Origin of the sequence: Enterobacter cloacae complex sp. SHL012 (genome assembly GCF_049237505.1) — a bacterium.
GTDB classification, from domain to species: domain Bacteria; phylum Pseudomonadota; class Gammaproteobacteria; order Enterobacterales; family Enterobacteriaceae; genus Enterobacter; species Enterobacter kobei.
In genome coordinates, this window is sequence record NZ_JBMKIZ010000012.1 from 1 (window position 1) to 26471 (window position 26471).

Here is a 26471-nt window from a genome sequence, read left to right on the forward strand (position 1 = left end):
CCTCTTTCAGAGTCAACCCGTTATTTCAGGATTTTTTCTCTTCAACCGACCGGGTTGTCTGTGAAGTGATTCACATCTGCCGTGTCGATGGAGGCGCATTATAGGGATCCCATTTTTTAGCACAAGTATTTTTTAGATCTTTTTTTCCAACTGCTGATTTTCCGCGCTTTTCGCTGAAATCCCGCCCGATCTGCTTAAATATTGACGTATTTTGCCTTGCCTCGATCCCATATTATGATCAAAGTCTTCTGTCTAGCGCTCATCCTTAGAGGTAGTTATGTCTACTGTATTACGTCCTTATAAAGATCTGTTCCCCAAACAAGGCGATCGCGTGATGATCGATGCCAGCAGCGTAGTCGTAGGTGATGTCCGAATGGCTGATGATGTCAGTATCTGGCCACTCGTTGCCATCAGGGGAGACGTTAACTCTGTGTCGATTGGCGCACGTACCAATATTCAGGACGGCAGCGTTCTGCATGTCACGCACAAATCCTCTTATAACCCGGAAGGTAATCCACTCATTATTGGAGAGGATGTCACCGTTGGTCACAAAGTGATGCTTCACGGCTGCACTATCGGAAATCGCGTACTTGTTGGCATGGGATCGATTTTGCTGGATGGCGTCATAGTAGAAGATGACGTAATGATTGGTGCCGGTAGCCTGGTCCCGCAGAACAAACGGCTGGAGAGCGGCTATCTCTATCTGGGTAGCCCTGTAAAACAGATCCGCCCCCTGAAGGAGGCAGAGATCGAAGGATTAAAATACTCGGCGAACAACTACGTTAAATGGAAGAATGACTATCTGGATCAGGATAACCAGACCCAGCCCTGATCGTCTTCCTGCTGGTCGCGGATTAAATCGCTGGCTTCTTCTTCAAGATCCCAGCGATTTTCACAAAATATGTCTAAAGGGTCTGAACCGCCAAAACGACGTAGCAGCGTTTCCCCATGAATGGCACAGGTAAGCTGCATCCCCTGCACCAGCACCGGGAAGCAGACTGCTTGTTTATCCTCATCCCAGCGCTCTCTGTCCGGGAAGTGAATAGCCTGATTCACGCCGAAAGCTCCTGCTTTAACTTTTCTATCACCGGCTCGACTGCAGGTAACACACCATGCCAGAGCAGCACCGCATGCGCAGCCTGGCCCACCAGCATCCCCAGCCCGTCGGCTAACTGTTTCGCGCCATGTTCTTCACACCACATAAGGAAGGGTGTCTTCCCTTTCTGGTAAAACATGTCATAGAAGTACATATGAGAGTTGATAAGAGAAACGGGGATTGCCGGGATCTCACCATTAATGCCGCTGGACGTGGCATTGATGACCAGATCAAATTCACGGTCTTCGAGATCCTCAAGCGCGATGGCGCTCACGCTACCGGTATGGGCAAACAACGCCGCCAGCGCTTCTGCCCTGGAAAAGGTTCTGTTGGTAATGGTCACTGCACAGTCCAGTGAAAGCAGGGGCAACAGCACGCCCCGCGATGCACCACCCGCACCAATCAGCAGAACCCGGAAACCAGGCTTGATAAACGAAAGTCTTTCCAGATCGCTCAGTAAACCAATCCCGTCAGTGTTGTCACCCAGAAGGCGGCCATCCTCAAGCCGTTTTAAGGTATTTACTGCACCAGCAAGTGAAGCACGCTCGGTCAGTTCGTCTGCACGTTCAAATGCCTCTTCTTTGAAGGGAACCGTCACATTCGCCCCTTTGCCGCCCGCAGCGAAAAACGCCTCGAGCGTTGGGATAAATGCATCAACCGGTGCCAGCACGCGACCGTAAGGGTGATCTATCTGCAACTGTTCCGCAAATTGCTGATGGATCAAGGGTGATTTACTGTGTGCAATCGGGTTACCAAAAACAGCATAAGTTTCCATGAGATTACCCCTGGCGAAAACGTTCACCGGTTAATGCGTCGCGAATTTCGGACGGATTCAGGCGCCCTCCCGTCTCGCCGGCAGCAACCGGGAAATCATTCCCGAACTGTGCCAGCACTTCTTCGGTTGTCCGGCACGGGGGTAACCCGGTCAGATTCGCGCTGGTTGAAACCAGTGGTTTACCAAACGCCAGACAAAGCTCAACCACCAGCGGATGGTCGGTGACGCGCACCGCCAGCGAATCAAACCGTCCGGTTAACCAGCGCGGTGTTGTCGGCTGGGCCGGGAAAACGAAGGTCACCGGTCCAGGCCATACGGAGAAAATGGCTTCACGCTGGGCCGGGGTAAGCATGGAATCATCAATGTAAGGTTTAAGCTGCTCATAATTGGCCGCGATTAAAATCAGCCCTTTTTCGACAGGCCGTTGCTTAAGTGCCAGCAATCGGCCAACGGCCGTCTCACTGTCAGGATCGCAACCGACCCCAAAAACAGCTTCAGTTGGATAAGCGATGACTTCTTCTTTTTTCAGTACGTCCACTGCATACGCAATGGAACCTGATGGCAGGTTATTATTCACTGTTTTGATCCGCCGGAACCGGCTTTCCACATTGTTTACTGGCGCAGAAGCGTTTAATGCCTTGCGCGGTTTTCTTCTCGATGAGTAGCGGATAATGGCAATGCACGCAGATACCCGCTACCGGTTTGAAATTGATAACGAACTGGCAGTCAGGGTAACGATCGCAGGAATGGAAAGTCTTACCAAAACGAGAACGACGCTGTACCAGTTGACCACGTTGGCACTGAGGACAGGCAATAGCCGTTTCATCTGGCTTATCAATTTGTTCTGTATGCTCACATTCCGGATAACGGCTACAGCCAATAAACATACCGAACCGCCCCTGACGCAACGCTAATTCACCACCACAGGCAGGACATAACTGCCCCTCCAGAATTTTGACGATATGTCCATCCGCCTGGCTTTTAAGAGGACGGACATAATCACATTCCGGATAGTGTGAACAACCGAGAAACGGACCGTGTTTCCCGGACCGAATAACAAGTTCAGCCCCGCACTGCGGGCAGGGCTCGTTTTTATGCACCGTAAATAGTGCGGATTTGGCCATAACAACTCTTGGTGCTGCACATTTGAATTAATGCAGCATACCTTCATTCACTTCAAAGAGTAATTCTTCCATTTGCTGATAGGCATTTTCACAACCCGGGATATTAAACAGAACCATCAGGATCACCCATTTGAGATCTTCCAGTTCAAATTCTGCCGTATCCAGCGCCATGACGCGCTCTATCACCATTTCTCTCGTTTCGAGGTTTAGCACCTGAATCTGCTCAAGGAATAAGATGAATCCCCGGCAGCTGGCATCCAGCCTTTCACACTCTTCAGCGGTATAGATGCGTACTGACAATGGGTCAGAAGCAAGCTGCATCGGTTCGGCGAGGCCTTCCTGATAATCAGCCAGTTTTTCCAGCCACATCAACGCATTATAGATATCTTCCCGCTCAAACCCCGCATCGGTAAGATCCTGTGTCAATTTGTCCTGATCCACTCGCATTTCTGCTTCGTTATGGATGTAAGTCTCAAACAAATACATCAGTACGTCGAACATGGCATGCCCTCCTTAATCGGACATAGCCGCCGGGTACAGCTGCGATCCACCCTGCTAACTCCAGTTCGAGTAGCTGTGCTACCGTTACTGGCACAGGTTGGCCGGCACGTTCAGCGACAACGTCAACAGGTGTTACCTCATCTCCTACGTTAGCCAGGAGCTTAGGAAATGGCAATGCCACCTTTCCCTGATCTGACGAATAATATCGCTTTTCGGGATCTTCCTGCAGCCATTGCAACCCATGTTGCAAATTTTCAAGAATATCCCCTACCTCGGTTACCGGCGTTGCGCCCTGCTTTATCAGCCAGTGTGGCCCTTCGCAGCCGGGGTTACCTATCGGACCGGGCAAGGCGAAAACCTCCCGCCCCTGCTCAAGTGCGCACCGGGCCGTGACCAGAGAGCCGCTTCGCACTGCCGCTTCAACGACCAAGACGCCCTGGCTTAACCCGCTGATAATCCGATTACGGCGCGGAAAGTTTGCCGGTCGGGGCTGTGCCGAGAGAGGAAACTCAGACACTATCGCCCCGTCAGATTCAATAATCTGCATCGCCAGAGCCTGATGCCGACGGGGATAAACGCTAAACAGGCCGTTCCCCAGCACGGCCACGCTACGTCCTTTTGCGGACAGCGCAGCGTGATGGGCGACACCGTCAATACCGCAGGCCAACCCACTGGTGATTGTGAAACCGCTTTGTGAAAGCTGTTCGCACAGGATTTTCCCCCACCGCTCACCGTACCATGACGGCGCCCGACTCCCCACCACAGCCAGTTGGACAGTATTAAGTGTCGCTAAGTTACCTTTTACACATAATGCCCCAGGATAATCGGGAATCGTTCGCAGCAAAGGGGGATAAAAGGGATGGTTTGCCGTCAACAAATGATTTCCCGGCATTTCAAGCCACTTAAGGCTTCGCTCCAGTTCACTTTCCTCTAAGGCAAAGAAACGGATAGCCTGTTTTGCTGACAGCCCGGCGTCTATGACAGCAGGAACATCTATATTTGTCTGCTTGTGCAACCGTGCAGCGGCTTCCAGCATCCCATCACCACACAGAGAACCCGTGTGGATAAGCCGTAACCATATCTCGGTAGACGTCATCCTTTCCCCCTGCCATAAGCGGCCTGCGCAATCATTGCGATTGGTCACTGATGCTGTCAATCGACCGGGGTTTTGTCTAGAATAGAAGTAATATTCTTATCAACTCCTGAACACGACTCTGGAAATTTATGGCAGTTTTGCAAGTGTTACATATTCCGGACGAGCGCCTTCGCATCGTCGCTGAACCGGTTAAAGAAGTGAATGCAGAAATTCAGCGTATCGTCGATGATATGTTCGATACCATGTACGCTGAAGAAGGCATTGGCCTGGCGGCGACCCAGGTAGACATTCACAAGCGTATTATCGTGATCGATGTTTCTGAAAATCGCGATGAGCGTCTGGTGCTGATAAACCCTGAGTTGCTTGAAAAGAGCGGCGAAACGGGTATCGAGGAAGGCTGTCTGTCCATTCCTGAACAGCGCGCTTTGGTGCCACGTGCCGAAAAAGTGAAAATTCGCGCCCTGGATCGTGACGGTAATCCGTTCGAACTGGAAGCAGACGACCTGCTGGCGATTTGTATTCAGCATGAGATGGATCATCTGGTCGGTAAACTGTTTATCGATTACCTCTCGCCGCTGAAACAGCAGCGTATTCGTCAAAAAGTAGAGAAACTGGATCGTTTGCGCTCTCGCGCATAACGTCCCCCCGGATACAAGGATCATCGTGTCTAAAACACTACGTATTATCTTCGCGGGAACCCCTGATTTTGCAGCGCGTCATCTTGACGCGCTGTTATCTTCTGGTCACCAGGTTGTTGGCGTCTTTACCCAGCCGGACCGCCCGGCAGGTCGCGGTAAAAAACTGATGCCGAGCCCCGTAAAGGTGCTGGCAGAAGAGCATGGGCTACCCGTTTTCCAGCCCGCCTCCTTACGCCCTCAGGAAAACCAGCAGCTGGTTGCTGACCTGAATGCCGACGTAATGGTGGTGGTGGCGTATGGTTTAATTCTGCCAAAAGCCGTGCTTGATATGCCTCGCCTGGGCTGTATCAACGTGCATGGTTCCCTGCTCCCGCGTTGGCGTGGTGCGGCACCTATACAGCGCTCCCTGTGGGCGGGTGATGCTGAAACCGGCGTGACAATCATGAAGATGGATGTAGGTTTAGACACGGGCGACATGCTGTATAAGTTGACGTGTCCCATTACGGCAGAAGATACCAGCGCTACGCTGTATGACAAGCTGGCAGATCTCGGCCCACAAGGGCTCATTAAGACCTTACAGCAGCTTGCTGACAATACGGCGAAGCCTGAGGTTCAGGATGAGTCTCTCGTCACCTACGCCGAAAAACTGAGCAAAGAAGAAGCCCGGATCGACTGGTCTCTCTCCGCCGCTCAACTTGAACGCTGCATCCGCGCCTTCAATCCATGGCCAATGAGCTGGCTGATGATTGATGAGCAGCCCGTGAAAGTCTGGAAAGCGTCAGTGATAAACAGCGTCACAGCAGCTGCTGAACCCGGTACGATTATCGACGCCAGCAAGAACGGAATTCAGGTTGCGACTGCAGAAGGGATCCTGAATCTTGAGTCGTTACAACCGGCCGGTAAGAAAGCCATGAGTGCACAGGATCTGTTAAATTCCCGTCGCGAATGGTTTATACCGGGCAATCGCCTTGCCTGATCCAATATTTGCTTAAAGCCCGGTGTTCCGGGCATTTTTATTTTTACGGTTATGAAAAAACAAAATCTTCGCAGTATGGCGGCGCAGGCCGTGGAGCAGGTCATCGAGCAGGGTCAGTCATTGAGTAATGTCCTGCCTCCCCTGCAACAAAAAGTATCTGATAAAGACAAAGCCCTGCTTCAGGAGCTCTGTTTTGGCGTCCTGCGCACTCTCTCTCAACTTGAGTGGCTCATTAATAAGCTGATGTCACGCCCAATGACCGGCAAACAGCGCACCATACATTATTTGATTATGGTGGGTTTTTATCAGCTTCTTCATACCCGAATCCCCCCTCATGCCGCACTGGCTGAGACGGTGGAAGGTGCCGTTGCGATTAAACGTCCTCAGTTGAAAGGGCTGATCAACGGTGTACTGCGTCAGTTCCAGCGACAGCAGGAAGAGCTGCTGGCTGAATTTACGCAAAGCGAAACACGTTACCTGCACCCGGACTGGCTTCTGAATCGCCTTAAAAAGGCGTATCCACAACAATGGCAAAACATTGCCGAAGCCAATAATCAACGTCCACCGATGTGGCTGCGCGTAAACCGGAATCATCATACCCGCGATGCCTGGCTGAGCTTGCTCGAAGAGGCCGGAATGAGTGGATTCACGCATGATGCCTATCCTGACGCCGTGCGTTTAGCTTCCCCTGCACCGGTACATGCTTTACCCGGTTTTGATGAAGGCTGGGTGACCGTACAGGATGCCTCTGCTCAGGGTTGTATGACTTTCCTTGACCCGAAAAATGGCGAGCAGATCCTCGATCTGTGCGCAGCACCGGGCGGAAAAACAACGCACATTCTGGAAGTGGCTCCGCAGGCCAGCGTGATGGCAGTCGATGTTGATGAGCAGCGTCTTTCACGCGTCTACGATAACCTTAAGCGTCTGGGTATGAAGGCTCAGGTTAAGCAGGGCGATGGACGCAAACCCGCAGAATGGTGTGGTGAAACACAATTCGATCGTATTTTGCTGGATGCCCCTTGCTCTGCAACCGGTGTTATTCGCCGTCACCCCGATATCAAGTGGCTGCGCCGCGATCGTGATATCAAGGAACTTGCCCAACTGCAATCGGATATTCTTGACGCCATCTGGCCGCATCTAAAACCAGGTGGAACGCTGGTCTACGCGACCTGCTCCGTGCTGCCGGAAGAAAACAACCAGCAAATCGCGGCCTTCCTTAAACGCACTCCGGACGCTACGCTGCGTGATACGGGAACACCTGAAAACCCGGGTCAGCAGAACCTGCCGGGTGCGGAAGAGGGTGATGGCTTCTTTTACGCTAAGCTAATCAAAGAGTGATGTTGAGAACAGGTCACAAGATATGAAGATTATCATTCTGGGCGCAGGACAGGTTGGTGGAACGCTGGCAGAAAACCTGGTTGGCGAAAACAATGACATCACTATTGTTGATACCAACGGCGATCGTCTGCGCGTATTGCAGGACAAGTTTGACCTTCGCGTTGTGCAGGGTCACGGTTCGCATCCGCGCGTTCTGCGCGAGGCTGGCGCTGACGATGCCGACATGCTGGTTGCGGTCACCAGTTCTGATGAAACCAATATGGTGGCTTGTCAGGTGGCCTATTCGCTTTTCAACACACCAAACCGAATCGCGCGTATCCGCTCTCCGGACTATGTTCGCGATGCCGAGAAACTGTTTAATTCAGAAGCGGTTCCAATCGATCATCTCATCGCGCCTGAACAACTGGTTATCGACAATATCTATCGCCTGATCGAATATCCAGGGGCACTGCAGGTGGTGAACTTTGCCGAAGGGAAAGTCAGTCTGGCTGTAGTTAAGGCTTATTACGGTGGGCCATTGATTGGCAACGCGTTGTCCACCATGCGCGAACATATGCCCCATATTGATACGCGCGTCGCCGCCATTTTCCGTCACGACAGACCTATCCGCCCGCAAGGCTCTACCATTGTCGAAGCTGGCGATGAGGTCTTCTTTATTGCTGCCTCTCAGCATATCCGTGCGGTGATGAGTGAGCTACAGCGTCTCGAAAAGCCTTATAAACGTATTATGCTGGTCGGCGGCGGCAATATCGGCGCGGGTCTCGCGCGCAGGCTGGAAAAAGACTATAGCGTGAAATTGATCGAGCGCGATCAACAGCGGGCTTCTGAACTGGCGGAGAAGTTGCAAAATACGATCGTATTTTATGGCGATGCGTCGGATCAGGAGCTGCTGGCAGAAGAACATATTGATCAAGTAGATCTTTTTATTGCCGTCACTAATGATGACGAGGCGAATATTATGTCTGCCATGCTCGCCAAGCGTATGGGGGCAAAGAAGGTCATGGTGCTTATCCAGCGTAAGGCTTATGTTGATCTCGTTCAGGGCAGCGTTATTGATATTGCCATTTCACCGCAGCAGGCAACGATTTCGGCCCTACTTAGCCATGTACGTAAAGCGGACATTGTCGGTGTTTCATCACTCCGCCGCGGTGTGGCTGAAGCCATTGAAGCGGTGGCGCATGGTGATGAAACCACATCACGCGTTGTGGGCCGCGCCATCGACGAAATTAAACTGCCGCCAGGCACCATAATCGGCGCTGTCGTGCGTGGGAATGATGTCATGATCGCCAATGATAATTTGCGTATTGAACAAGGCGATCACGTAATTATGTTCCTTACCGATAAAAAGTTTATTACCGACGTCGAACGTTTATTCCAGCCAAGTCCCTTCTTCCTTTAATGAGTCGGGTGCTCGCATACGAGCACCCACGCTTTAACCGCTTAATTCCTGTGCCTTTTATTTTTCATAACGTTTAATTATCCCGAATGGCAAATAGCTAATCATTTGTTAAACTTATAGTCGTCAGCTGGCACAAGGAGAACATAATGAGTTTTATTAAAGAATTTCGCGAATTTGCGATGCGCGGGAACGTGGTTGATTTGGCAGTGGGTGTCATTATTGGTGCGGCATTCGGCAAGATTGTTTCATCATTAGTTGCAGATATCATCATGCCGCCTTTAGGGTTGCTCATCGGGGGCATTGATTTCAAACAATTCGCCTTCACGCTGCGTGAAGCGCAGGGGGATATCCCGGCAGTAGTGATGCATTATGGCGTATTTATTCAGAACGTATTTGATTTCGTGATTGTGGCGTTTGCTATTTTCATGGCTATCAAGCTGATCAACAGACTCAACCGTAAAAAAGAAGAGCCAGCAGCTGCACCAGCACCAACGAAAGAAGAAGTCTTGCTGACTGAAATCCGCGATCTGTTAAAAGAGCAGAACAACCGCGTTTAATCAGCAAATTAAAGCAGGAAGGCCAGTGGTAAATAAGCGATTCGCTTGCTTGCCACTGGCCTCCCAGTTACCCCGTTTTGCATGTTTGTTTTTACGCAGATAACTTCCCTTCCCTTTTTTATTCTTTTCAACACGCTGTCGAAAAAGCGGGTCGTGAAGTAAAGCCTCAATGGCATTGTCTTTAATTTGTCCCTTCGTATGCTGATAGTGGCTCATCTTTTCTCCTGAGCATGATTTATGACGACGGAAGTCTAGACCCGGGTGGATTAAAAATCAACATCCCCGCGTTTCTCCACTGGCCCCCTGTTCAAGGGCTTCAAGAATTGAACAATAAATACTGCTATGGGCCGTTCCACAGCAGGCATCATTCAGCCTTTGCAGAGAACGTTGCATGGTTTGCAGCTCCTGAATACGGGCTTCAACTTCATCAAGCCGGGCCTGCACGATGCTTTTTGATTCCTGGCAGGTATGATGTTCAGGATCGATGCGGATCGATAATAACTCGCGGATCGAGTCCAGCGTGAATCCAAGCTGTCGCGCATAGCGTATAAATCTTAAACGCTGTAGATCGTTATCGGTATAAAGCCGAAACCCGCCTTCTGTGCGTACTTCATGATCGATCATCTGCTGCTTTTCGTAATATCGGATAGTATCCGGCGTTACGTTCGCGAGCTTTGCAAGTTCACCGATACGGTACATCGCTACTCCTCGTTTATTTTCTGCATCAATCTTTCACTGTATTCGCCATGCAGAAATTCAGTACTCAACCCGGCCTGACGTAACTTGAGCTCGACAAGGGCAAGCCTGCGGCTAAGTTCAGTATGTCGTGGATCGTCCCGGCGAATACCTTTTAGCAAATCGATAAGTTCAACGGCCTCTCTGCGCTGCTCAAGCTCAGGAGGAAGACAGCCGGCGTTTTTTAGTAAACGGTATCCGGCCCGCAGTTCAGGCGCAATATGCGAATCATCTTCCAGCACAAGAGGTTCGCCGCTTCCGGGGAGATCGTCGAAATCACCTTTATTTTGGGCATCGCGAATATGGCGTTCTGCCCACTGGTCAAGCAACCACATCGTCAGCTCCAGGGGATGAACAGAATTAATACAGACATTGTAGAGAAGTGGGGATACTGCGGATATAAAAAAACCCGCCGAGGCGGGTTTTTTTACGTTACTGCAGATTACTCTGCAGCAGCTTCTGCTTTCTCTGAACGATCAACCAGCTCGATGTAAGCCATCGGCGCGTTGTCGCCTGCACGGAAACCACACTTCAGAATGCGAGTGTAACCACCGGCACGGCTCGCGAAACGCGGGCCCAGTTCGTTAAACAGTTTTGCCACGATCTCGTTATCACGAGTGCGGGCGAATGCCAGACGACGATTAGCAACGCTGTCAGTCTTGGCAAGAGTAATCAGCGGCTCAACTACGCGACGCAGCTCTTTCGCTTTAGGCAGGGTCGTCTTGATGATTTCATGACGAACCAGTGAACCTGCCATGTTGCGGAACATAGCCTGGCGATGGCTGCTGTTGCGGTTCAGTTGACGACCACTCTTACGATGGCGCATGACCTTATCCTTCTCAGTAAAACCTTAACCTGTGATCCGGTTACTCGTCAGCAATGCTTGCTGGTGGCCAGTTTTCCAGGCGCATGCCCAGAGACAAACCACGTGAAGCCAGCACGTCTTTAATCTCGGTAAGAGATTTTTTACCCAGGTTCGGCGTTTTCAGCAACTCAACCTCGGTACGCTGTACCAGATCACCGATATAGTGGATAGCTTCTGCCTTGAGGCAGTTAGCAGAGCGGACAGTCAATTCGAGATCGTCAACAGGGCGCAGCAGGATCGGATCGAATTCTGGTTTCTCTTCTTTCACTTCCGGCTGACGAACATCACGTAAGTCAACGAAAGCTTCCAGTTGTTCTGCCAGGATGGTTGCCGCACGACGAATCGCCTCTTCAGGATCGATTGTGCCGTTGGTTTCCATTTCGATGACCAGCTTGTCCAGGTCGGTACGCTGTTCTACACGCGCTGCTTCAACATTGTAGGCAATACGCTCTACAGGGCTGTAGCATGCGTCGACCAGCAGACGGCCGATTGGGCGCTCATCTTCTTCCGAATGAATTCGGGCAGAAGCCGGCACATAACCACGACCGCGCTGAACTTTGATACGCATGCTAATAGCTGCGTTCTCATCGGTCAGGTGGCAGATCACGTGCTGCGGCTTGACGATTTCAACATCACCGTCGTGGGTGATGTCGGCTGCAGTCACAGGGCCAATGCCAGATTTATTCAGAGTAAGAATAACTTCATCTTTACCCTGAACTCTCACCGCCAGCCCTTTCAGGTTGAGCAGGATTTCAAGGATATCTTCCTGAACGCCTTCTTTGGTGCTGTACTCATGAAGTACACCATCAATCTCAACCTCGGTCACCGCGCAACCCGGCATCGATGAGAGCAGAATACGGCGCAGTGCGTTACCCAGAGTATGGCCAAAGCCACGCTCTAAAGGCTCAAGGGTCACCTTGGCGTGCGTCGAACTCACTTGCTCGATATCTACCAGGCGCGGTTTTAGAAACTCTGTCACAGAACCCTGCATTGTGTCCTCTCTTTGGTACTAAGCTTTACTTGGAGTAAAGCTCGACGATCAGGTGTTCGTTAATGTCCGCAGACAGATCAGAACGTTCCGGCTGACGCTTGAACGTACCTTCCATCTTGCCAGCATCAACTTCCAGCCAGGTTGGCTTTTCACGCTGCTCAGCCAGCTCCAGAGCGGCCTTCACGCGAGATTGCTTTTTCGCTTTCTCACGAATGCTAACAACGTCATTCGCTTTAACCTGATAAGAAGCGATGTTAACAACACGACCGTTTACCATGATTGCTTTGTGGCTAACCAACTGGCGTGATTCAGCACGAGTCGCGCCGAAGCCCATACGGTAAACAACGTTGTCCAGACGACCTTCCAGCAGAGCCAGCAGGTTTTCACCTGTGTTGCCTTTCAGACGTGCTGCTTCTTTATAGTAGTTACGGAACTGACGCTCCAGCACACCGTAGATACGGCGAACTTTTTGCTTTTCACGCAACTGCACACCATAGTCAGACAGACGCGGTTTACGCGCACCGTGCTGGCCAGGAGCTTGTTCAATTTTACACTTGGTATCGATCGCGCGAACGCCAGACTTAAGGAATAAGTCGGTGCCCTCACGACGGCTCAGCTTGAGCTTAGGACCCAAATATCTTGCCATTTTCTATCTCCAACTAACCTAAAAAACGAGCGTTATACGCGACGTTTTTTCGGCGGACGACAACCGTTATGAGGGATCGGAGTCACATCAGTAATATTCGTGATGCGGAAACCAGCGGCGTTCAGAGCGCGAACAGTAGATTCACGACCCGGACCCGGACCTTTAACCATAACTTCCAGATTCTTGATGCCGTATTCTTTTACGGCTTCAGCGCAACGCTCTGCTGCAACCTGAGCTGCGAACGGAGTGGATTTGCGAGAACCACGGAAACCGGAACCACCGGCTGTTGCCCAACCCAAAGCGTTACCCTGACGATCAGTAATAGTAACGATGGTGTTGTTGAAAGAAGCATGGATATGAGCCACGCCGTCAGAGACTTGTTTTCTTACACGTTTACGTGCACGAACTGGTGCCTTTGCCATTATTCAATCACCCCGATTATTTCTTGATCGGTTTGCGCGGACCCTTACGGGTACGTGCGTTGGTCTTAGTACGCTGACCGCGCACTGGCAGACCACGACGATGACGCAAACCGCGATAGCAACCAAGATCCATCAGGCGCTTGATGCTCATGCTGATTTCACGGCGCAGATCACCTTCAACGACAAATTTGGCAACTTCGTCACGCAGCGTGTCGATTTGTTCTTCAGACAGCTCACTGATCTTAACATCTTCAGCGATACCCGCTGCAGCCAGAATGGCTTTAGAACGGGTCTTGCCGACGCCGTAGATCGAAGTTAATGCGATCACAGCATGTTTCTGATCAGGAATGTTAATGCCTGCTATACGGGCCACTATGCACTCCTACTATTTAATATGTACGCACCATGCTGAAAAGCCCGTTTTCAGGATACTCAAATGGAAACGTACAGACATACAAAAGATTGGCTGGCTAATCTAGCCAGCTCAACCCAACTTTGCAAGAAAAATATGCGAAATAATCAGCCTTGACGCTGTTTATGCTTCGGCTCGGCACTGCAAATCACACGGATGACACCATCACGCTTAACGATTTTGCAGTTACGGCATAATTTCTTGACGGAAGCACGAACTTTCATTTTTACTCTCCGTAACTTCTCAGGCGACCAATTAGCGGCCGTAGCCTTTCAGGTTCGCCTTCTTCAATGCAGACTCATACTGACTGGACATCATCAGAGTTTGCACTTGAGCCATAAAGTCCATAATCACGACAACAACGATAAGCAGTGAGGTCCCACCGAAGTAGAACGGTACTTTCATTGCATCACGCATGAACTCCGGGATCAGGCAGATAAAAGTAATATAAAGCGCACCAACCAAAGTCAGGCGGGTCATTACTTTATCGATATACTTCGCCGTTTGCTCTCCCGGACGAATTCCTGGTACAAATGCACCGGACTTCTTCAGGTTATCTGCTGTTTCACGCGGGTTGAAGACCAACGCCGTGTAGAAGAAACAGAAGAAGATGATCGCAGACGCATAGAGTAACACATAAAGTGGTTGCCCAGGCTGCAAATACAGCGAAATTGTTGTCAGCCAGTTCCAACCAGTACCGCCCCCGAACCATGACGCGATGGTTGCCGGGAACAGAATAATACTGGAAGCGAAGATTGCCGGGATTACCCCCGCCATATTCACTTTCAGCGGTAAATGTGTGCTCTGTGCAGCATAGACACGACGACCTTGCTGACGTTTCGCGTAGTTCACCACAATGCGGCGTTGACCACGTTCAACGAAGACAACAAAGAACGTCACTGCAAATACTAATACTGCAACCAACAGCAACAGGAGGAAGTGCAGGTCGCCTTGACGCGCTTGCTCGATAGTGTGGGCGATGGCTGGCGGAAGACCCGCAACAATACCGGCGAAGATAATGATTGAGATACCGTTACCGATACCACGCTCAGTAATCTGTTCGCCGAGCCACATCAGGAACATCGTCCCTGTGACCAGACTAACAACAGCGGTGAAATAGAATGCAAAGCCTGGGTTTAATACCAGGCCCTGCATACCAGGCATATTCGGCAGACCGGTAGCAATACCGATCGACTGGAATATTGCCAGCACCAGAGTACCGTAACGGGTGTACTGACTAATCTTACGACGTCCAGACTCCCCTTCTTTCTTCAATTCTGCCAGGGCCGGATGAACGACCGTCAGCAACTGGATAATAATCGATGCCGAAATATACGGCATGATACCCAGAGCGAAGATAGAAGCACGGCTGAGAGCACCACCAGAGAACATGTTGAACATTTCAATGATGGTGCCTCGCTGTTGCTCAAGCAGTTTGGCAAGTACAGCGGCATCGATACCAGGGATCGGAATAAAAGAGCCAATACGGAACACAATCAGCGCGCCGATAACAAACAGCAGTCTGCGTTTCAGCTCGCCAAATCCACCTTTGGCACTTTGAAAATCTAATCCCGGTTGCTTAGCCATCTGCTACTTATTCCTCAATTTTACCGCCAGCAGCTTCGATAGCAGCACGAGCACCTTTAGTAACACGCAGGCCACGAACAGTTACCGGAGTAGAAACTTCACCAGACAGGATCACTTTCGCGAACTCGATCTGAATACCGATAATGTTTGCTGCTTTCAGCGTGTTCAGGTCTACAACGCCGCCTTCAACTTTCGCCAGGTCAGACAGACGGATTTCCGCTGTGATCGCTGCTTTGCGAGAGGTGAAGCCGAACTTCGGCAGACGACGGTACAGTGGCATCTGGCCACCCTCGAAACCGCGACGTACGCCACCGCCAGAACGAGAGTTCTGACCTTTGTGACCACGACCACCGGTTTTGCCGAGGCCAGAACCGATACCACGACCCAGGCGTTTACCCGCCTTTTTAGAGCCTTCGGCCGGAGACAGAGTATTTAAACGCATCTCTTACTCCTCAACTTTAACCATGAAGTAAACCGCGTTGACCATACCACGAACAGCAGGAGTATCCTCGCGCTCAACGGTATGACCAATACGACGCAGACCCAGGCCAAGCAGCGTTGCCTTGTGTTTCGGCAGACGACCGATTGCACTGCGGGTTTGAGTGATTTTAATAGTCTTTGCCATGGTCAATTACCCCAGAATTTCTTCAACGGATTTACCACGCTTGGCAGCGACCATTTCTGGAGAATTCATATTTTCCAGGCCATCAATAGTTGCACGAACCACGTTAATCGGGTTGGTGGAACCATATGCTTTGGCCAGAACGTTATGAACCCCAGCAACTTCCAGAACGGCGCGCATTGCACCACCGGCGATGATACCGGTACCTTCTGAAGCTGGCTGCATGAATACACGAGAACCCGTGTGAACACCTTTAACAGGGTGTTGCAGGGTGCCGTTGTTCAGCGCGACGTTAATCATATTGCGACGGGCTTTTTCCATCGCTTTCTGGATCGCTGCTGGAACTTCACGCGCTTTACCGTAACCAAAACCAACGCGACCGTTACCATCGCCTACTACAGTCAGAGCTGTGAAGGAGAAAATACGACCACCTTTAACGGTTTTAGATACGCGGTTTACCGCGATCAGCTTTTCCTGCAGTTCGCCAGCCTGTTTTTCGATGTGAGCCATCTTACACCTCTACCTTAGAACTGAAGGCCAGCTTCACGGGCAGCATCTGCCAGTGCCTGGACACGACCATGATATTGGAACCCGGAACGGTCAAAGGAAACATTGCTGATGCCTTTTTCCAGAGCGCGTTCAGCAACAGCTTTACCTACAGCTGCAGCGGCGTCTTTGTTACCGGTGTACTTCAATTGTTCTGAGATAGCTTTTTCTACAGTAGAAGCAGCTACCAGAACTTCAGAACCGTTCGGTGCAATTACCTGTGCGTAAATATGACGCGGGGTACGATGTACCACCAGGCGAGTTGCACCCAGCTCTTTGAGCTTGCGGCGTGCGCGGGTCGCACGACGGATACGAGCAGATTTCTTATCCATAGTGTTACCTTACTTCTTCTTAGCCTCTTTGGTACGCACGACTTCGTCGGCGTAACGAACACCCTTGCCTTTGTAAGGCTCAGGACGACGGTAGGCGCGCAGATCTGCTGCAACCTGACCGATCAGCTGTTTATCAGCGCCTTTCAGCACGATTTCAGTTTGAGTCGGACATTCTGCAGTGATACCGGCCGGCAGCGGATGCTCAACAGGGTGTGAGAAGCCCAGAGACAGGCCTACTGCATTCCCTTTGATCGCTGCACGATAACCTACACCAACCAGCTGAAGCTTTTTAGTGAAGCCTTCGGTAACACCAACAACCATTGAGTTCAGCAGGGCACGCGCGGTACCAGCCTGAGCCCATCCATCCACGAAACCATCACGTGGACCGAAGGTCAGAGCGTTATCTGCATGTTTAACTTCAACAGCTTTGTTGAGGGTACGAGTCAGCTCGCCGTTTTTACCTTTGATCGTAATAACCTGACCGTCGATTTTAACATCAACGCCGGCAGGAATGACGACCGGTGCTTTAGCAACACGAGACATTCTTTCCTCCGATTAGGCTACGTAGCAGATAATTTCGCCACCAAGACCAGCCTGGCGCGCTGCACGATCAGTCATAACACCTTTAGAGGTAGAAACAACTGCGATACCAAGACCAGCCATAACTTTTGGCAGCTCATCTTTTTTCTTATAGATGCGCAGGCCTGGGCGGCTGACACGCTGAATGCTTTCTACAACAGCTTTACCCTGGAAATACTTGAGAGTAAGTTCCAGTTCCGGCTTGGTGTCGCCTTCAACTTTAAAATCTTCGATAAAACCTTCTTCCTTCAGCACGTTGGCAATTGCCACTTTCAGCTTGGCGGAAGGCATGGTGACCGCAACTTTGTTCGCGGCCTGACCGTTACGGATACGGGTCAGCATATCCGCGATCGGATCTTGCATGCTCATCTGTCTTTACTCCCGTGATTCAATTGGTAATTACCAGCTAGCCTTTTTCAAGCCTGGCACTTCACCGCGCATGGCGGCTTCACGCAGTTTGATACGGCTCAACCCAAACTTGCCCACATAACCATGTGGACGACCTGTTTGACGACAGCGGTTACGCTGACGAGACGGGCTGGAATCACGCGGCAGAGACTGCAGCTTGAGAACCGCATTCCAACGATCTTCGTCGGAAGCGTTCACATCAGAAATGATCGCTTTCAGTTCAGCGCGTTTAGCGAAGAATTTATCAGCTAAAGCTACGCGCTTTACTTCGCGTGCTTTCATTGATTGCTTAGCCATTCAGTAACCCTACCTTACTTGCGGAACGGGAAGTCAAAGGCAGCCAGCAGAGCACGGCCTTCTTCGTCAGATTTCGCAGTAGTGGTAATGGTAATATCCAAACCACGCACGCGGTCGACTTTATCGTAGTCGATTTCTGGGAAGATGATCTGCTCACGGACACCCATGCTGTAGTTACCACGACCGTCGAAAGACTTAGCGGACAAGCCACGGAAGTCACGGATACGTGGAACAGCAATAGTGATCAGGCGCTCAAAGAACTCCCACATGCGTTCGCCACGCAGAGTTACTTTACAGCCGATCGGATAGCCCTGACGGATTTTGAAGCCTGCAACAGATTTGCGTGCTTTGGTGATCAGCGGTTTTTGACCGGAGATTGCTGTCAGGTCAGCTGCTGCGTTATCCAGCAGTTTCTTGTCAGCGATCGCTTCACCAACACCCATGTTCAGGGTGATCTTCTCGACCCGAGGGACTTGCATGACAGAATTGTAGTTAAACTCAGTCATGAGTTTGTTAACTACTTCGTCTTTGTAGTAATCATGCAGTTTCGCCATCGTACTACTCCAAATTACTTGATAGTTTCGCTGTTAGACTTGAAGAAACGGACTTTTTTGCCGTCTTCGAATCTAAAGCCTACACGGTCAGCCTTGCCGGTAGCCGCATTGAAGATTGCAACGTTAGAAACCTGAATAGCAGCTTCTTTTTCAACGATGCCACCTGGTTGGTTCAGGGCCGGAACCGGCTTCTGATGTTTCTTAACCAGGTTGATACCTTCAACGACGAGTTTGCCGGAAGACAGAACATTTTTTACTTTACCGCGTTTACCTTTATCTTTACCGGTTAACACGATAACTTCGTCATCACGACGGATTTTCGCTGCCATGATTCGCTCCTTAGAGTACTTCTGGTGCCAGAGAGATAATTTTCATGAACTTCTCAGTACGAAGTTCACGAGTTACCGGCCCAAAGATACGCGTGCCGATAGGCTGCTCGCTGTTATTGTTCAAAATAACGCATGCATTACCATCGAAGCGAATGACAGAACCGTCAGGGCGACGAACACCCTTCTTGGTGCGCACCACTACCGCTTTCAGCACATCACCTTTTTTGACCTTACCACGTGGAATTGCTTCTTTGATGGTGATCTTGATGATGTCGCCTACGCCTGCGTAGCGACGGTGCGAGCCACCCAGAACCTTGATACACATTACGCGACGTGCACCGGAGTTGTCGGCGACGTTCAGCATAGTCTGTTCTTGGATCATTTTAGTGCTCCGCTAATGTCAACTACTACCTGAGACTCTAAAATCAGAGCCGTTAAAAAGCCCCATATCGAGGGCGCGGCATTATAACACCGCTTCTGCAATATGGGTAGAAAAAATAAACGGCTCATCGCTGAGCCGTTTATTCGTATTGAGAATGCGTACTGTATTACAGAACCGCTTTCTCTACAACGCGAACCAGCGTCCAGGACTTAGTCTTGGACAGTGGACGGCATTCACGGATTTCAACCTTGTCGCCGATACCACATTCGTTGTTCTCGTCATGTACGTGCAGTTTGGTCGTACGCTTGATGAATTTACCGTAGATCGGGTGTTTCACAATACGTTCGATAGCTACAACAATGGATTTCTCCATTTTGTCGCTAACAACACGACCTTGCAGAGTACGGATTTTATCGGTCATTACGCACCCGCCTTCTGAGTCAGTAAAGTCTTAACGCGTGCAACATTGCGACGCACTTGCTTCAGCAGGTGAGTCTGTTGCAGCTGGCCACTTGCAGCCTGCATACGCAGGTTGAACTGCTCACGCAGCAGGTTCAGCAGCTCAGCGTTCAGCTCTTCAACGCTTTTTTCACGCAGCTCTTTTGCTTTCATTACATCACCGTCTTAGTTACAAAGGTGGTTTTGATAGGCAGTTTCGCTGCTGCCAGGCCGAAGGCTTCACGGGCCAGCTCTTCCGGAACACCGTCCATTTCATAAAGGACTTTGCCCGGTTGGATCAAGGCAACCCAGTACTCCACGTTACCTTTACCTTTACCCATACGAACTTCCAGCGGCTTCTCGGTGATCGGTTTGTCCGGGAATACACGGATCCAGATCTTACCTTGACGCTTAACTGCACGGGTCATTGCACGACGTGCTGCTTCGATCTGACGTGCAGTCAGACGACCACGGCCAACAGCTTTCAGACCGAAAGTGCCGAAGCTAACATCCGTACCCTGCGCCAGACCACGGTTGCGGCCTTTGTGCACTTTACGGAATTTTGTACGCTTTGGTTGTAACATCAGCGACGCTCCTTATTTACGGCCTTTACGCTGCTGCTTTTTAGGTTGAGCAGCCGGTTTTTCCGGTTGTTCAACAGCAGCCATACCACCCAGGATCTCACCTTTGAAGATCCATACCTTAACGCCGATTACACCGTAAGTGGTGTGCGCTTCAGAGGTGTTGTAGTCGATGTCAGCACGCAGAGTGTGCAGCGGTACGCGACCTTCACGGTACCATTCGGTACGTGCGATTTCCGCGCCGCCCAGACGGCCGCTAACTTCAACTTTGATACCCTTAGCGCCCAGACGCATTGCGTTCTGTACAGCACGCTTCATAGCACGACGGAACATAACACGACGTTCCAGCTGAGAAGTGATGCTATCAGCAACCAATTTAGCGTCCAGTTCAGGCTTACGAACTTCAGCGATATTGATCTGTGCAGGAACGCCAGCGATATCCGCTACGACCTTGCGCAGTTTTTCTACGTCTTCGCCTTTCTTACCGATAACGATGCCAGGACGAGCAGTGTGAATAGTCACACGGATGCTCTTAGCTGGACGCTCGATAACGATACGAGATACAGACGCTTTAGCCAGTTCCTTAGTCAGGTACTGACGTACTTTAAAATCGCTGTCCAGGTTGTCAGCGAATTCTTTGGTGTTCGCAAACCAGGTAGAGTTCCATGGTTTTACAATACCCAGGCGAATACCATTAGGATGTACTTTCTGACCCATTGCTAGTCTCCAGAGTCTCAGCGATCGGACACAACCACAGTAATGTGGCTGGTGCGCTTCAGGATGCGATCTGCACGACCTTTCGCACGCGGCATAATGCGCTTCATGCTTGGGCCTTCATCTACGAAAATTTTCGCGACTTTCAGATCGTCGATGTCAGCGCCATCGTTGTGTTCAGCGTTAGCAATGGCAGATTCCAGTACTTTCTTGACCAATACCGCAGCTTTCTTGTTGGTATAGGTCAGGATGTCCAGGGCCTGCGACACTTTCTTACCGCGAATCAGGTCAGCAACAAGGCGAACCTTCTGTGCAGAAGAACGAGCATGGCGATGTTGAGCTAAAGTTTCCATCTCTTCCTCCTACCTTATTTCTTCTTCGCTTTTTTATCAGCAGCGTGGCCGCGATAAGTACGAGTCGGTGCGAATTCACCCAGTTTGTGACCAACCATTTCGTCGGTAACAAAGACTGGAACGTGCTGACGACCATTATGGACAGCGATGGTCAAACCGATCATGTTAGGAAAGATCGTTGAACGACGGGACCAAGTGCGCAGGGGCTTCTTGTCTCCGCTTTCCACCGCTTTCTCTACCTTCTTCAGCAAGTGCAGGTCAATAAAAGGACCTTTCTTGAGAGAACGTGGCATGGCTTATCCTCTAAAATTATTTGCTACGGCGACGTACGATAAATTTATCAGTACGCTTGTTGCTGCGGGTCTTCTTACCTTTGGTCTGAACGCCCCACGGAGTTACCGGGTGCTTACCAAAGTTACGACCTTCACCACCACCATGTGGGTGGTCGACTGGGTTCATCGCAGTACCGCGAACGGTAGGACGAACACCACGCCAGCGTGCAGCACCTGCTTTACCCAGAACGCGCAGCATATGCTCAGCATTGCCAACTTCGCCCAGAGTAGCGCGGCAGTCTGCTTCGACTTTACGCATTTCACCAGAACGCAGACGCAGGGTGACATAAGCACCATCGCGCGCAACGATCTGAACGTAAGTACCTGCGGAACGTGCCAGCTGACCGCCTTTACCTGGTTTCATTTCTACGTTATGAACGGTAGAACCAACCGGGATATTGCGCATCGGCAGGGTGTTACCTGCTTTGATTGCAGCATCAACGCCAGACTGAATCTGGTCGCCAGCTTTCAGGCCTTTAGGGGCCAGGATGTAACGGCGTTCGCCATCTTTGTACAGAACCAGCGCGATGTTCGCGGAACGGTTCGGATCGTACTCAAGACGTTCAACAACTGCTGGGATACCGTCTTTGTTGCGTTTGAAGTCAACAATACGATAAGCCTGCTTGTGGCCACCACCGATGTGACGAGTGGTGATACGGCCATTGTTGTTACGACCACCGGATTTGCTGTTTTTTTCCAGCAACGGAGCAAAAGGTTTGCCCTTGTGCAGCTCAGGGTTAACCACTTTAACTACGTGGCGACGACCCGGAGATGTCGGTTTACATTTAACAACTGCCATTGTATTACTCCTCCGACTTACTCAGCGCCGCCAACGAAGTCCAGGTTCTGGCCTTCTTTCAGGGTGACGTAAGCTTTTTTCCAGTCGCTACGACGACCGATACGCTGTCCGTGACGTTTAACTTTCCCTTTAACAACCAGGGTGTTAACGACTTCGACTTCGACTTCAAACAGTTTCTGCACAGCAGCTTTGATCTCTGCTTTGGTCGCGTCTTTAGCAACTTTGAGAACGATGGTGTTTGTTTTTTCCATCGCAGTAGACGCTTTTTCAGAAACGTGCGGTGCGCGAAGCACCTTCAGCAGACGTTCTTCACGAATCATGCCAGCATCTCCTCAACTTGCTTAACAGCATCAGCAGTCATTACGACTTTGTCGAAGGCGATCAGGCTAACCGGGTCGATACCAGTCGCATCGCGTACGTCAACCTTGTGCAGGTTACGTGCGGCCAGGAACAGGTTCTCGTCCAGCTCACCGGTGATGATCAGCACATCTTCCAGAGCCATGTCTTTCAGTTTCTGAGCCAGCAGCTTAGTTTTAGGCGCTTCTACAGAGAACTTCTCGACAACGATCAGACGATCCTGACGTACCAGTTCGGACAGGATGCTTTTCAGCGCGCCGCGGTACATCTTTTTGTTAACTTTTTGACTGTGGTCCTGTGGACGCGCAGCGAAGGTCACGCCACCTGAACGCCAGATCGGGCTCTTGATAGAACCTGAACGCGCACGGCCGGTACCTTTCTGGCGCCATGGCTTTTTGCCAGAACCAGTTACTTCAGCACGAGTCTTCTGAGCACGAGTACCCTGACGAGCACCAGCTGCATAAGCAACAACAACCTGGTGAACCAGCGCTTCGTTGAAATCACGACCGAAGGTAGTTTCGGAAACAGTCAGCGCGCTCTGCGCGTCTTTCAATACTAATTCCATTGCTATCCCCTTACGCCTTCACAGCTGGTTTAACGATCAGGTCGCTACCGGTTGCACCCGGGACCGCACCTTTAACCAGCAGCAGGTTGCGCTCAGCGTCAACACGTACTACGTCCAGGCTCTGAACGGTTACACGTTCGTTACCCAGCTGACCTGCCATTTTCTTGCCTTTGAACACTTTGCCCGGAGTCTGGTTCTGACCGATAGAACCCGGAACGCGGTGAGACAAGGAGTTACCGTGGGTAGCGTCCTGGGTACGGAAGTTCCAGCGCTTAACGGTACCAGCAAAACCTTTACCTTTAGAGGTACCGGTTACGTCAACTTTTTTAACGTCAGCAAACAGCTCAACGCTAATGTCCTGACCTACGGTGAACTCTTCGCCTTCAGCAAGACGGAATTCCCACAGACCACGGCCAGCTTCTACGCCAGCTTTAGCGAAGTGACCCGCTTCTGGTTTGGTTACACGGTTAGCTTTTTTAGCACCAGTGGTAACCTGAATAGCGCGGTAGCCATCGTTAGCCAGATCTTTAACCTGAGTAACGCGGTTTGCTTCAACTTCGATTACGGTTACTGGGATAGAAACGCCATCTTCAGTGAAGATGCGGGTCATACCCACTTTTTTACCGACTAAACCAATCATTGTTTCAACCTCTCAATCGCTCGATGACCTGATTAACCCAGGCTGATCTGCACGTCTACACCGGCAGCCAGATCCAGACGCATCAGAGCATCAACGGTTTTCTCAGTTGGCTCAACGATGTCAACCAGACGCTTGTGAGTGCGGATTTCGTACTGATCACGCGCGTCTTTGTTAACGTGCGGAGAGATCAGAACGGTAAAGCGCTCTTTGCGGGTCGGCAGCGGGATCGGACCACGGACTTGCGCACCAGTGCGCTTAGCAGTCTCGACGATTTCCGCGGTTGATTGATCGATCAGACGATGATCAAACGCTTTAAGGCGGATACGGATTCTTTGGTTCTGCATGAGACCAGAGCTCCAATTATTTTATAAACGAAAATGATTACTCCTCAAACCCATTACGATTGATGGGAGAGTGTAACCGTTCTTACGTAGCTCCCCAATTGGGAGCATTGTTGAGTAACAAAATGCGCTACCCAGGTTCATATCGAACCAGCCGTCAATTACGACAAGCCCGCGCATTATACGTATTTACAGGCTTAATGCAAGTCGACTGTGTCGATAATAACCAACCTTTTGCAAGACACGTACACTACTGGTCAATATCTGCTATCGCCTGCTTAACACGCGCTTCAAGATCGCCCTTTTCTCCGGCAGCAACCGGATGCTCAGCGTCGCTTTCCTCCGACACACTAACATCCGTCTCTTCCACCGGCACCGGCAAGGGACGCTTCTTATAGATATAGTGCTCCTCAGAAAGCCGATAATGCTGAGGCTCTGGTGATGAAGACGCGTGCAGAGCAATCCCGCGGTACAGGTAATACCCGACGATCGCGCAACCCACACTATATAAAAGCCAGGACAATGCGATGCATATCCCCGCCCAAAGCGGGCGCGGCATATCTGGCCGGACAAAGCGTACTTTGGGCTGCAAAGAGGTTTCCGTTTGCTCGCTCATATCGTCCCTCTTTCCTGAATCAACGTTGGACTTTCACCCAGGGCTTGCCATAGCCTGATAAGTGACAACTGTCCCATCACACCATCGACTTTAATCTTATTTTGCGCCTGAAACTGGCGGACCTTCTCAGTTAGCAGCGAACTCCATTCTCCCGTCCCTTCCGCCTCGACATTCAGCACGCGGCTCAGCATCGTATCAAGCCAGACAATGTCATCGGTGCTACTCTTCTTTGTTATGCTTGCGTTGCCGTCGGGCGATGGCTTCCACATTCGCGTCACATTCCCTGTCCAGACATGGCTGAACCATGCCTTATCAAGGATCCATGTTTGATTTCCTGACAGCACGGTAAGCGTGTTCTCTCCTCCCCCGATCACGACGACAGGGAAACTGGCGCTACCTGCTTTCAGGGTGGCGACCCAGGGAAGTCCGTCAGACAACAGTGTTTCAAGCGTTTCGGTGCCGGAAAGGCAGGCCATCCCGCCCCGGTATGCCTGATCGCACCAGGCTTCCCCTTTGTCTACCTCATACCCCCAGACGCTAAACAGTAAACTGAGCGATTCATTGGTAGACATCGTCTCTGCCATCAGTCGCGCATGAGTTGAGACAGGTCTTGAGAATTCTACAGGAAGCAACGTTGTGAGCGGTGGCAGCCAGCGGGAAAGAGGCCTGGCGAAGTATGCGCCTCCTCCACCACATAACACCGTTAACACCAACAGCAGCAACCAGGTTACGCCCTGACGGCCAGGTGCGGGCAGGTAACGCAACGCCTCACGCTGAAGAGAAGCGTCAATAATAGAGGCGGCGTGTTCCTCCCCCTCCATCTTATTACGACGAATAACCCCTCCCAGTCGCGCGGCAAGATGAAGATTGCCATCGCAACGTCTCATGCATCGTCTGATAAATTGTTCCGGAAGAGTGTTGGTTGTCTCAGGGACAATGCCTGCATGAGAGGAGATCACCTTGCGGTAATCTTTACTGTCCGGCGCGGGTATCTCAAACCATACCGGCTGTAATACCCGTAACTCGCGCTGCTGACGACGGTTGAATATCCCTGTAAGTAGCAATCGGGCTTGCGGCATCATGGTCATAAACGCCAGAATCGTTGAAACAAGCCCCCTGGAGATTCGGTGTCCATCTTCCAGGACAAACAGCGGCATACTGCCGTGTGTCACGGTCCCCGCGCTGTACAGCTCCTCCCAGAGCTTCTCAACAGGGAATATTTTTCCCGCCAGACTGTTATCCGTCTGCGAATCCGCAATAATCACCCACTCCCACAGGTAACCTTTTCGGTTCAAAGGGCTGATGGTGAGCGCGCGATAAGGCCACGCGCTAATCACCCCTTGCGCAAGCACACTTTTTCCTGACCCTTTACCGCCCTGTAATATTAGCCATTGTTCCTGAATTAACGTGGAAAACATGCTGTCCCGAATCAGACAATGCCGCGTAGTATAAAAAGTATTTAGCTCATCCATGAATAGCCGCATTACCTCGAAAATTATTCTATTCCTAAAACAGGGATATATATTGC

The 26471-nt window shown here is 50.9% G+C and carries 45 protein-coding genes; 6 read left to right on the forward strand and 39 right to left on the reverse strand.

Features of this window, described 5'->3' with window-relative positions; translation table 11 throughout:
- The first annotated feature begins 277 nt into the window (after window positions 1–277).
- Entirely contained in the window at window positions 278–832 is a 555-nt protein-coding gene (locus tag ACOTY9_RS21560; RefSeq protein ID WP_059373080.1) for a gamma carbonic anhydrase family protein, read from the forward strand.
- On the opposite strand, the gene ACOTY9_RS21565 is transcribed toward ACOTY9_RS21560, so the two are convergent.
- Genes ACOTY9_RS21565 through dprA form a run of 6 tightly spaced genes read right to left on the reverse strand, consistent with a single transcriptional unit; the run spans window position 808 to window position 4592 of the window.
- Window positions 808–1056 (reverse strand): DUF1488 domain-containing protein, encoded by a 249-nt coding sequence (locus tag ACOTY9_RS21565; RefSeq protein WP_201404907.1) that lies wholly within the window; start codon window positions 1054–1056, stop codon window positions 808–810. The genes ACOTY9_RS21560 and ACOTY9_RS21565 overlap by 25 nt on opposite strands.
- Window positions 1053–1871: a shikimate dehydrogenase gene (aroE, locus tag ACOTY9_RS21570; RefSeq protein WP_014885457.1), complete on the reverse strand. Its 819-nt coding sequence runs from the start codon at window positions 1869–1871 to the stop codon at window positions 1053–1055. Before aroE ends, ACOTY9_RS21565 begins: the two co-directional genes overlap by 4 nt.
- Before the next feature lie 4 nt (window positions 1872–1875).
- Window positions 1876–2448 carry an L-threonylcarbamoyladenylate synthase type 1 TsaC gene (gene tsaC / locus ACOTY9_RS21575; protein ID WP_014885458.1) on the reverse strand — a complete coding sequence of 191 codons (573 nt, stop codon included), beginning with the start codon at window positions 2446–2448 and terminating at the stop codon, window positions 1876–1878.
- The gene (locus tag ACOTY9_RS21580) at window positions 2441–2995 is read right to left on the reverse strand and encodes a type I DNA topoisomerase (protein ID WP_023338824.1); all 555 of its coding nucleotides are present in this window, start codon (window positions 2993–2995) and stop codon (window positions 2441–2443) included. The genes tsaC and ACOTY9_RS21580 overlap by 8 nt, the downstream gene beginning before the upstream one ends.
- Before the next feature lie 27 nt (window positions 2996–3022).
- Window positions 3023–3496 carry a DUF494 family protein Smg gene (gene smg, locus ACOTY9_RS21585; protein ID WP_008503477.1) on the reverse strand — a complete coding sequence of 158 codons (474 nt, stop codon included), beginning with the start codon at window positions 3494–3496 and terminating at the stop codon, window positions 3023–3025.
- Window positions 3468–4592 carry a DNA-protecting protein DprA gene (dprA, locus tag ACOTY9_RS21590; protein ID WP_348566154.1) on the reverse strand — a complete coding sequence of 375 codons (1125 nt, stop codon included), beginning with the start codon at window positions 4590–4592 and terminating at the stop codon, window positions 3468–3470. The genes smg and dprA overlap by 29 nt, the downstream gene beginning before the upstream one ends.
- 128 nt (window positions 4593–4720) lie before the next feature.
- Here dprA and def point away from each other — a divergent pair, with 128 nt between their 5' ends.
- The 5 genes from def (at window position 4721) to mscL (ending at window position 9500) form a co-directional block, all read left to right on the forward strand.
- The gene (gene def / locus ACOTY9_RS21595) at window positions 4721–5230 is read left to right on the forward strand and encodes a peptide deformylase (RefSeq protein WP_006812188.1); all 510 of its coding nucleotides are present in this window, start codon (window positions 4721–4723) and stop codon (window positions 5228–5230) included.
- Window positions 5231–5255: 25 nt separating this feature from the next.
- Entirely contained in the window at window positions 5256–6206 is a 951-nt protein-coding gene (gene fmt, locus ACOTY9_RS21600; RefSeq protein ID WP_250128312.1) for a methionyl-tRNA formyltransferase, read from the forward strand.
- Between the two features lie 51 nt (window positions 6207–6257).
- A complete protein-coding gene (rsmB, locus tag ACOTY9_RS21605) occupies window positions 6258–7544 on the forward strand; it encodes a 16S rRNA (cytosine(967)-C(5))-methyltransferase RsmB (RefSeq protein ID WP_282376367.1) in 1287 nt (428 codons plus the stop codon).
- A gap of 22 nt (window positions 7545–7566) precedes the next feature.
- Window positions 7567–8943, forward strand: a complete 1377-nt coding sequence (gene trkA / locus ACOTY9_RS21610; protein WP_014885463.1) for a Trk system potassium transporter TrkA — start codon at window positions 7567–7569, stop codon at window positions 8941–8943.
- Between the two features lie 146 nt (window positions 8944–9089).
- The gene (gene mscL / locus ACOTY9_RS21615) at window positions 9090–9500 is read left to right on the forward strand and encodes a large-conductance mechanosensitive channel protein MscL (RefSeq protein ID WP_014833515.1); all 411 of its coding nucleotides are present in this window, start codon (window positions 9090–9092) and stop codon (window positions 9498–9500) included.
- Here mscL and ACOTY9_RS21620 read toward each other — a convergent pair whose 3' ends face one another.
- The 33 genes from ACOTY9_RS21620 to ACOTY9_RS21780 all read right to left on the reverse strand — a co-directional run bounded on the left by ACOTY9_RS21620 (window position 9501) and on the right by ACOTY9_RS21780 (window position 26361).
- The gene (locus ACOTY9_RS21620) at window positions 9501–9716 is read right to left on the reverse strand and encodes an alternative ribosome-rescue factor A (RefSeq protein WP_014885464.1); all 216 of its coding nucleotides are present in this window, start codon (window positions 9714–9716) and stop codon (window positions 9501–9503) included.
- Between the two features lie 57 nt (window positions 9717–9773).
- A complete protein-coding gene (gene zntR / locus ACOTY9_RS21625; protein WP_014885465.1) occupies window positions 9774–10199 on the reverse strand; it encodes a Zn(2+)-responsive transcriptional regulator in 426 nt (141 codons plus the stop codon).
- 2 nt (window positions 10200–10201) lie between these two features.
- Window positions 10202–10570, reverse strand: coding sequence for a DUF1992 domain-containing protein (locus ACOTY9_RS21630; RefSeq protein ID WP_014885466.1), 369 nt, complete (start codon window positions 10568–10570; stop codon window positions 10202–10204).
- 107 nt (window positions 10571–10677) lie between these two features.
- Window positions 10678–11061 carry a 50S ribosomal protein L17 gene (gene rplQ, locus ACOTY9_RS21635; protein WP_001216368.1) on the reverse strand — a complete coding sequence of 128 codons (384 nt, stop codon included), beginning with the start codon at window positions 11059–11061 and terminating at the stop codon, window positions 10678–10680.
- Window positions 11062–11101: 40 nt separating this feature from the next.
- Complete coding sequence (locus tag ACOTY9_RS21640) at window positions 11102–12091, reverse strand: DNA-directed RNA polymerase subunit alpha (protein ID WP_002919219.1); 990 nt, start codon at window positions 12089–12091, stop codon at window positions 11102–11104.
- Window positions 12092–12116: 25 nt separating this feature from the next.
- Window positions 12117–12737, reverse strand: a complete 621-nt coding sequence (gene rpsD / locus ACOTY9_RS21645; RefSeq protein WP_003863314.1) for a 30S ribosomal protein S4 — start codon at window positions 12735–12737, stop codon at window positions 12117–12119.
- Between the two features lie 32 nt (window positions 12738–12769).
- The gene (gene rpsK / locus ACOTY9_RS21650; RefSeq protein WP_003863312.1) at window positions 12770–13159 is read right to left on the reverse strand and encodes a 30S ribosomal protein S11; all 390 of its coding nucleotides are present in this window, start codon (window positions 13157–13159) and stop codon (window positions 12770–12772) included.
- Between the two features lie 16 nt (window positions 13160–13175).
- Window positions 13176–13532: a 30S ribosomal protein S13 gene (rpsM, locus tag ACOTY9_RS21655; protein ID WP_003863308.1), complete on the reverse strand. Its 357-nt coding sequence runs from the start codon at window positions 13530–13532 to the stop codon at window positions 13176–13178.
- A gap of 146 nt (window positions 13533–13678) precedes the next feature.
- The gene (rpmJ, locus tag ACOTY9_RS21660) at window positions 13679–13795 is read right to left on the reverse strand and encodes a 50S ribosomal protein L36 (RefSeq protein WP_000868187.1); all 117 of its coding nucleotides are present in this window, start codon (window positions 13793–13795) and stop codon (window positions 13679–13681) included.
- 31 nt (window positions 13796–13826) lie between these two features.
- Window positions 13827–15158 (reverse strand): preprotein translocase subunit SecY, encoded by a 1332-nt coding sequence (secY, locus tag ACOTY9_RS21665; protein ID WP_003863305.1) that lies wholly within the window; start codon window positions 15156–15158, stop codon window positions 13827–13829.
- A gap of 7 nt (window positions 15159–15165) precedes the next feature.
- A complete protein-coding gene (gene rplO, locus ACOTY9_RS21670; protein WP_014885468.1) occupies window positions 15166–15600 on the reverse strand; it encodes a 50S ribosomal protein L15 in 435 nt (144 codons plus the stop codon).
- A gap of 3 nt (window positions 15601–15603) precedes the next feature.
- Window positions 15604–15783 (reverse strand): 50S ribosomal protein L30, encoded by a 180-nt coding sequence (gene rpmD / locus ACOTY9_RS21675; RefSeq protein ID WP_003863301.1) that lies wholly within the window; start codon window positions 15781–15783, stop codon window positions 15604–15606.
- Between the two features lie 6 nt (window positions 15784–15789).
- Entirely contained in the window at window positions 15790–16290 is a 501-nt protein-coding gene (rpsE, locus tag ACOTY9_RS21680) for a 30S ribosomal protein S5 (RefSeq protein ID WP_003863299.1), read from the reverse strand.
- 14 nt (window positions 16291–16304) lie between these two features.
- Window positions 16305–16658: a 50S ribosomal protein L18 gene (rplR, locus tag ACOTY9_RS21685; protein WP_003863297.1), complete on the reverse strand. Its 354-nt coding sequence runs from the start codon at window positions 16656–16658 to the stop codon at window positions 16305–16307.
- 9 nt (window positions 16659–16667) lie between these two features.
- On the reverse strand, window positions 16668–17201 hold the full coding sequence (gene rplF / locus ACOTY9_RS21690) for a 50S ribosomal protein L6 (RefSeq protein ID WP_003863296.1): 534 nt from the start codon (window positions 17199–17201) through the stop codon (window positions 16668–16670).
- Between the two features lie 12 nt (window positions 17202–17213).
- Window positions 17214–17606: a 30S ribosomal protein S8 gene (gene rpsH, locus ACOTY9_RS21695; protein ID WP_006178918.1), complete on the reverse strand. Its 393-nt coding sequence runs from the start codon at window positions 17604–17606 to the stop codon at window positions 17214–17216.
- A 30-nt stretch (window positions 17607–17636) separates the two neighbouring features.
- The gene (rpsN, locus tag ACOTY9_RS21700; RefSeq protein ID WP_003863291.1) at window positions 17637–17942 is read right to left on the reverse strand and encodes a 30S ribosomal protein S14; all 306 of its coding nucleotides are present in this window, start codon (window positions 17940–17942) and stop codon (window positions 17637–17639) included.
- 14 nt (window positions 17943–17956) lie between these two features.
- Window positions 17957–18496 (reverse strand): 50S ribosomal protein L5, encoded by a 540-nt coding sequence (gene rplE, locus ACOTY9_RS21705; protein ID WP_001096206.1) that lies wholly within the window; start codon window positions 18494–18496, stop codon window positions 17957–17959.
- 14 nt (window positions 18497–18510) lie between these two features.
- Complete coding sequence (gene rplX / locus ACOTY9_RS21710) at window positions 18511–18825, reverse strand: 50S ribosomal protein L24 (RefSeq protein WP_003863287.1); 315 nt, start codon at window positions 18823–18825, stop codon at window positions 18511–18513.
- A gap of 10 nt (window positions 18826–18835) precedes the next feature.
- Window positions 18836–19207 carry a 50S ribosomal protein L14 gene (gene rplN, locus ACOTY9_RS21715; RefSeq protein ID WP_002919748.1) on the reverse strand — a complete coding sequence of 124 codons (372 nt, stop codon included), beginning with the start codon at window positions 19205–19207 and terminating at the stop codon, window positions 18836–18838.
- 166 nt (window positions 19208–19373) lie between these two features.
- A complete protein-coding gene (gene rpsQ / locus ACOTY9_RS21720; protein WP_008503489.1) occupies window positions 19374–19628 on the reverse strand; it encodes a 30S ribosomal protein S17 in 255 nt (84 codons plus the stop codon).
- Entirely contained in the window at window positions 19628–19819 is a 192-nt protein-coding gene (gene rpmC, locus ACOTY9_RS21725; protein WP_003863282.1) for a 50S ribosomal protein L29, read from the reverse strand. The genes rpsQ and rpmC overlap by 1 nt, the downstream gene beginning before the upstream one ends.
- Complete coding sequence (rplP, locus tag ACOTY9_RS21730) at window positions 19819–20229, reverse strand: 50S ribosomal protein L16 (protein WP_002919759.1); 411 nt, start codon at window positions 20227–20229, stop codon at window positions 19819–19821. Before rplP ends, rpmC begins: the two co-directional genes overlap by 1 nt.
- 12 nt (window positions 20230–20241) lie before the next feature.
- Window positions 20242–20943, reverse strand: a complete 702-nt coding sequence (rpsC, locus tag ACOTY9_RS21735; RefSeq protein WP_000529945.1) for a 30S ribosomal protein S3 — start codon at window positions 20941–20943, stop codon at window positions 20242–20244.
- Window positions 20944–20960: 17 nt separating this feature from the next.
- Window positions 20961–21293: a 50S ribosomal protein L22 gene (gene rplV, locus ACOTY9_RS21740; protein WP_002919773.1), complete on the reverse strand. Its 333-nt coding sequence runs from the start codon at window positions 21291–21293 to the stop codon at window positions 20961–20963.
- Between the two features lie 14 nt (window positions 21294–21307).
- Window positions 21308–21586 carry a 30S ribosomal protein S19 gene (gene rpsS / locus ACOTY9_RS21745; RefSeq protein ID WP_001138117.1) on the reverse strand — a complete coding sequence of 93 codons (279 nt, stop codon included), beginning with the start codon at window positions 21584–21586 and terminating at the stop codon, window positions 21308–21310.
- Window positions 21587–21602: 16 nt separating this feature from the next.
- Window positions 21603–22424 carry a 50S ribosomal protein L2 gene (rplB, locus tag ACOTY9_RS21750; RefSeq protein ID WP_000301859.1) on the reverse strand — a complete coding sequence of 274 codons (822 nt, stop codon included), beginning with the start codon at window positions 22422–22424 and terminating at the stop codon, window positions 21603–21605.
- Window positions 22425–22441: 17 nt separating this feature from the next.
- A complete protein-coding gene (gene rplW, locus ACOTY9_RS21755) occupies window positions 22442–22744 on the reverse strand; it encodes a 50S ribosomal protein L23 (protein ID WP_000617546.1) in 303 nt (100 codons plus the stop codon).
- Window positions 22741–23346, reverse strand: coding sequence for a 50S ribosomal protein L4 (rplD, locus tag ACOTY9_RS21760; protein WP_000424395.1), 606 nt, complete (start codon window positions 23344–23346; stop codon window positions 22741–22743). The genes rplW and rplD overlap by 4 nt, the downstream gene beginning before the upstream one ends.
- Before the next feature lie 10 nt (window positions 23347–23356).
- On the reverse strand, window positions 23357–23986 hold the full coding sequence (rplC, locus tag ACOTY9_RS21765; RefSeq protein WP_003863274.1) for a 50S ribosomal protein L3: 630 nt from the start codon (window positions 23984–23986) through the stop codon (window positions 23357–23359).
- Between the two features lie 32 nt (window positions 23987–24018).
- A complete protein-coding gene (gene rpsJ / locus ACOTY9_RS21770; RefSeq protein ID WP_001181005.1) occupies window positions 24019–24330 on the reverse strand; it encodes a 30S ribosomal protein S10 in 312 nt (103 codons plus the stop codon).
- A 247-nt stretch (window positions 24331–24577) separates the two neighbouring features.
- The gene (locus tag ACOTY9_RS21775) at window positions 24578–24943 is read right to left on the reverse strand and encodes a T2SS component (RefSeq protein WP_014885469.1); all 366 of its coding nucleotides are present in this window, start codon (window positions 24941–24943) and stop codon (window positions 24578–24580) included.
- On the reverse strand, window positions 24940–26361 hold the full coding sequence (locus ACOTY9_RS21780) for a peptidoglycan-binding domain-containing protein (protein ID WP_348566155.1): 1422 nt from the start codon (window positions 26359–26361) through the stop codon (window positions 24940–24942). Before ACOTY9_RS21780 ends, ACOTY9_RS21775 begins: the two co-directional genes overlap by 4 nt.
- Window positions 26362–26471 lie beyond the last annotated feature (110 nt).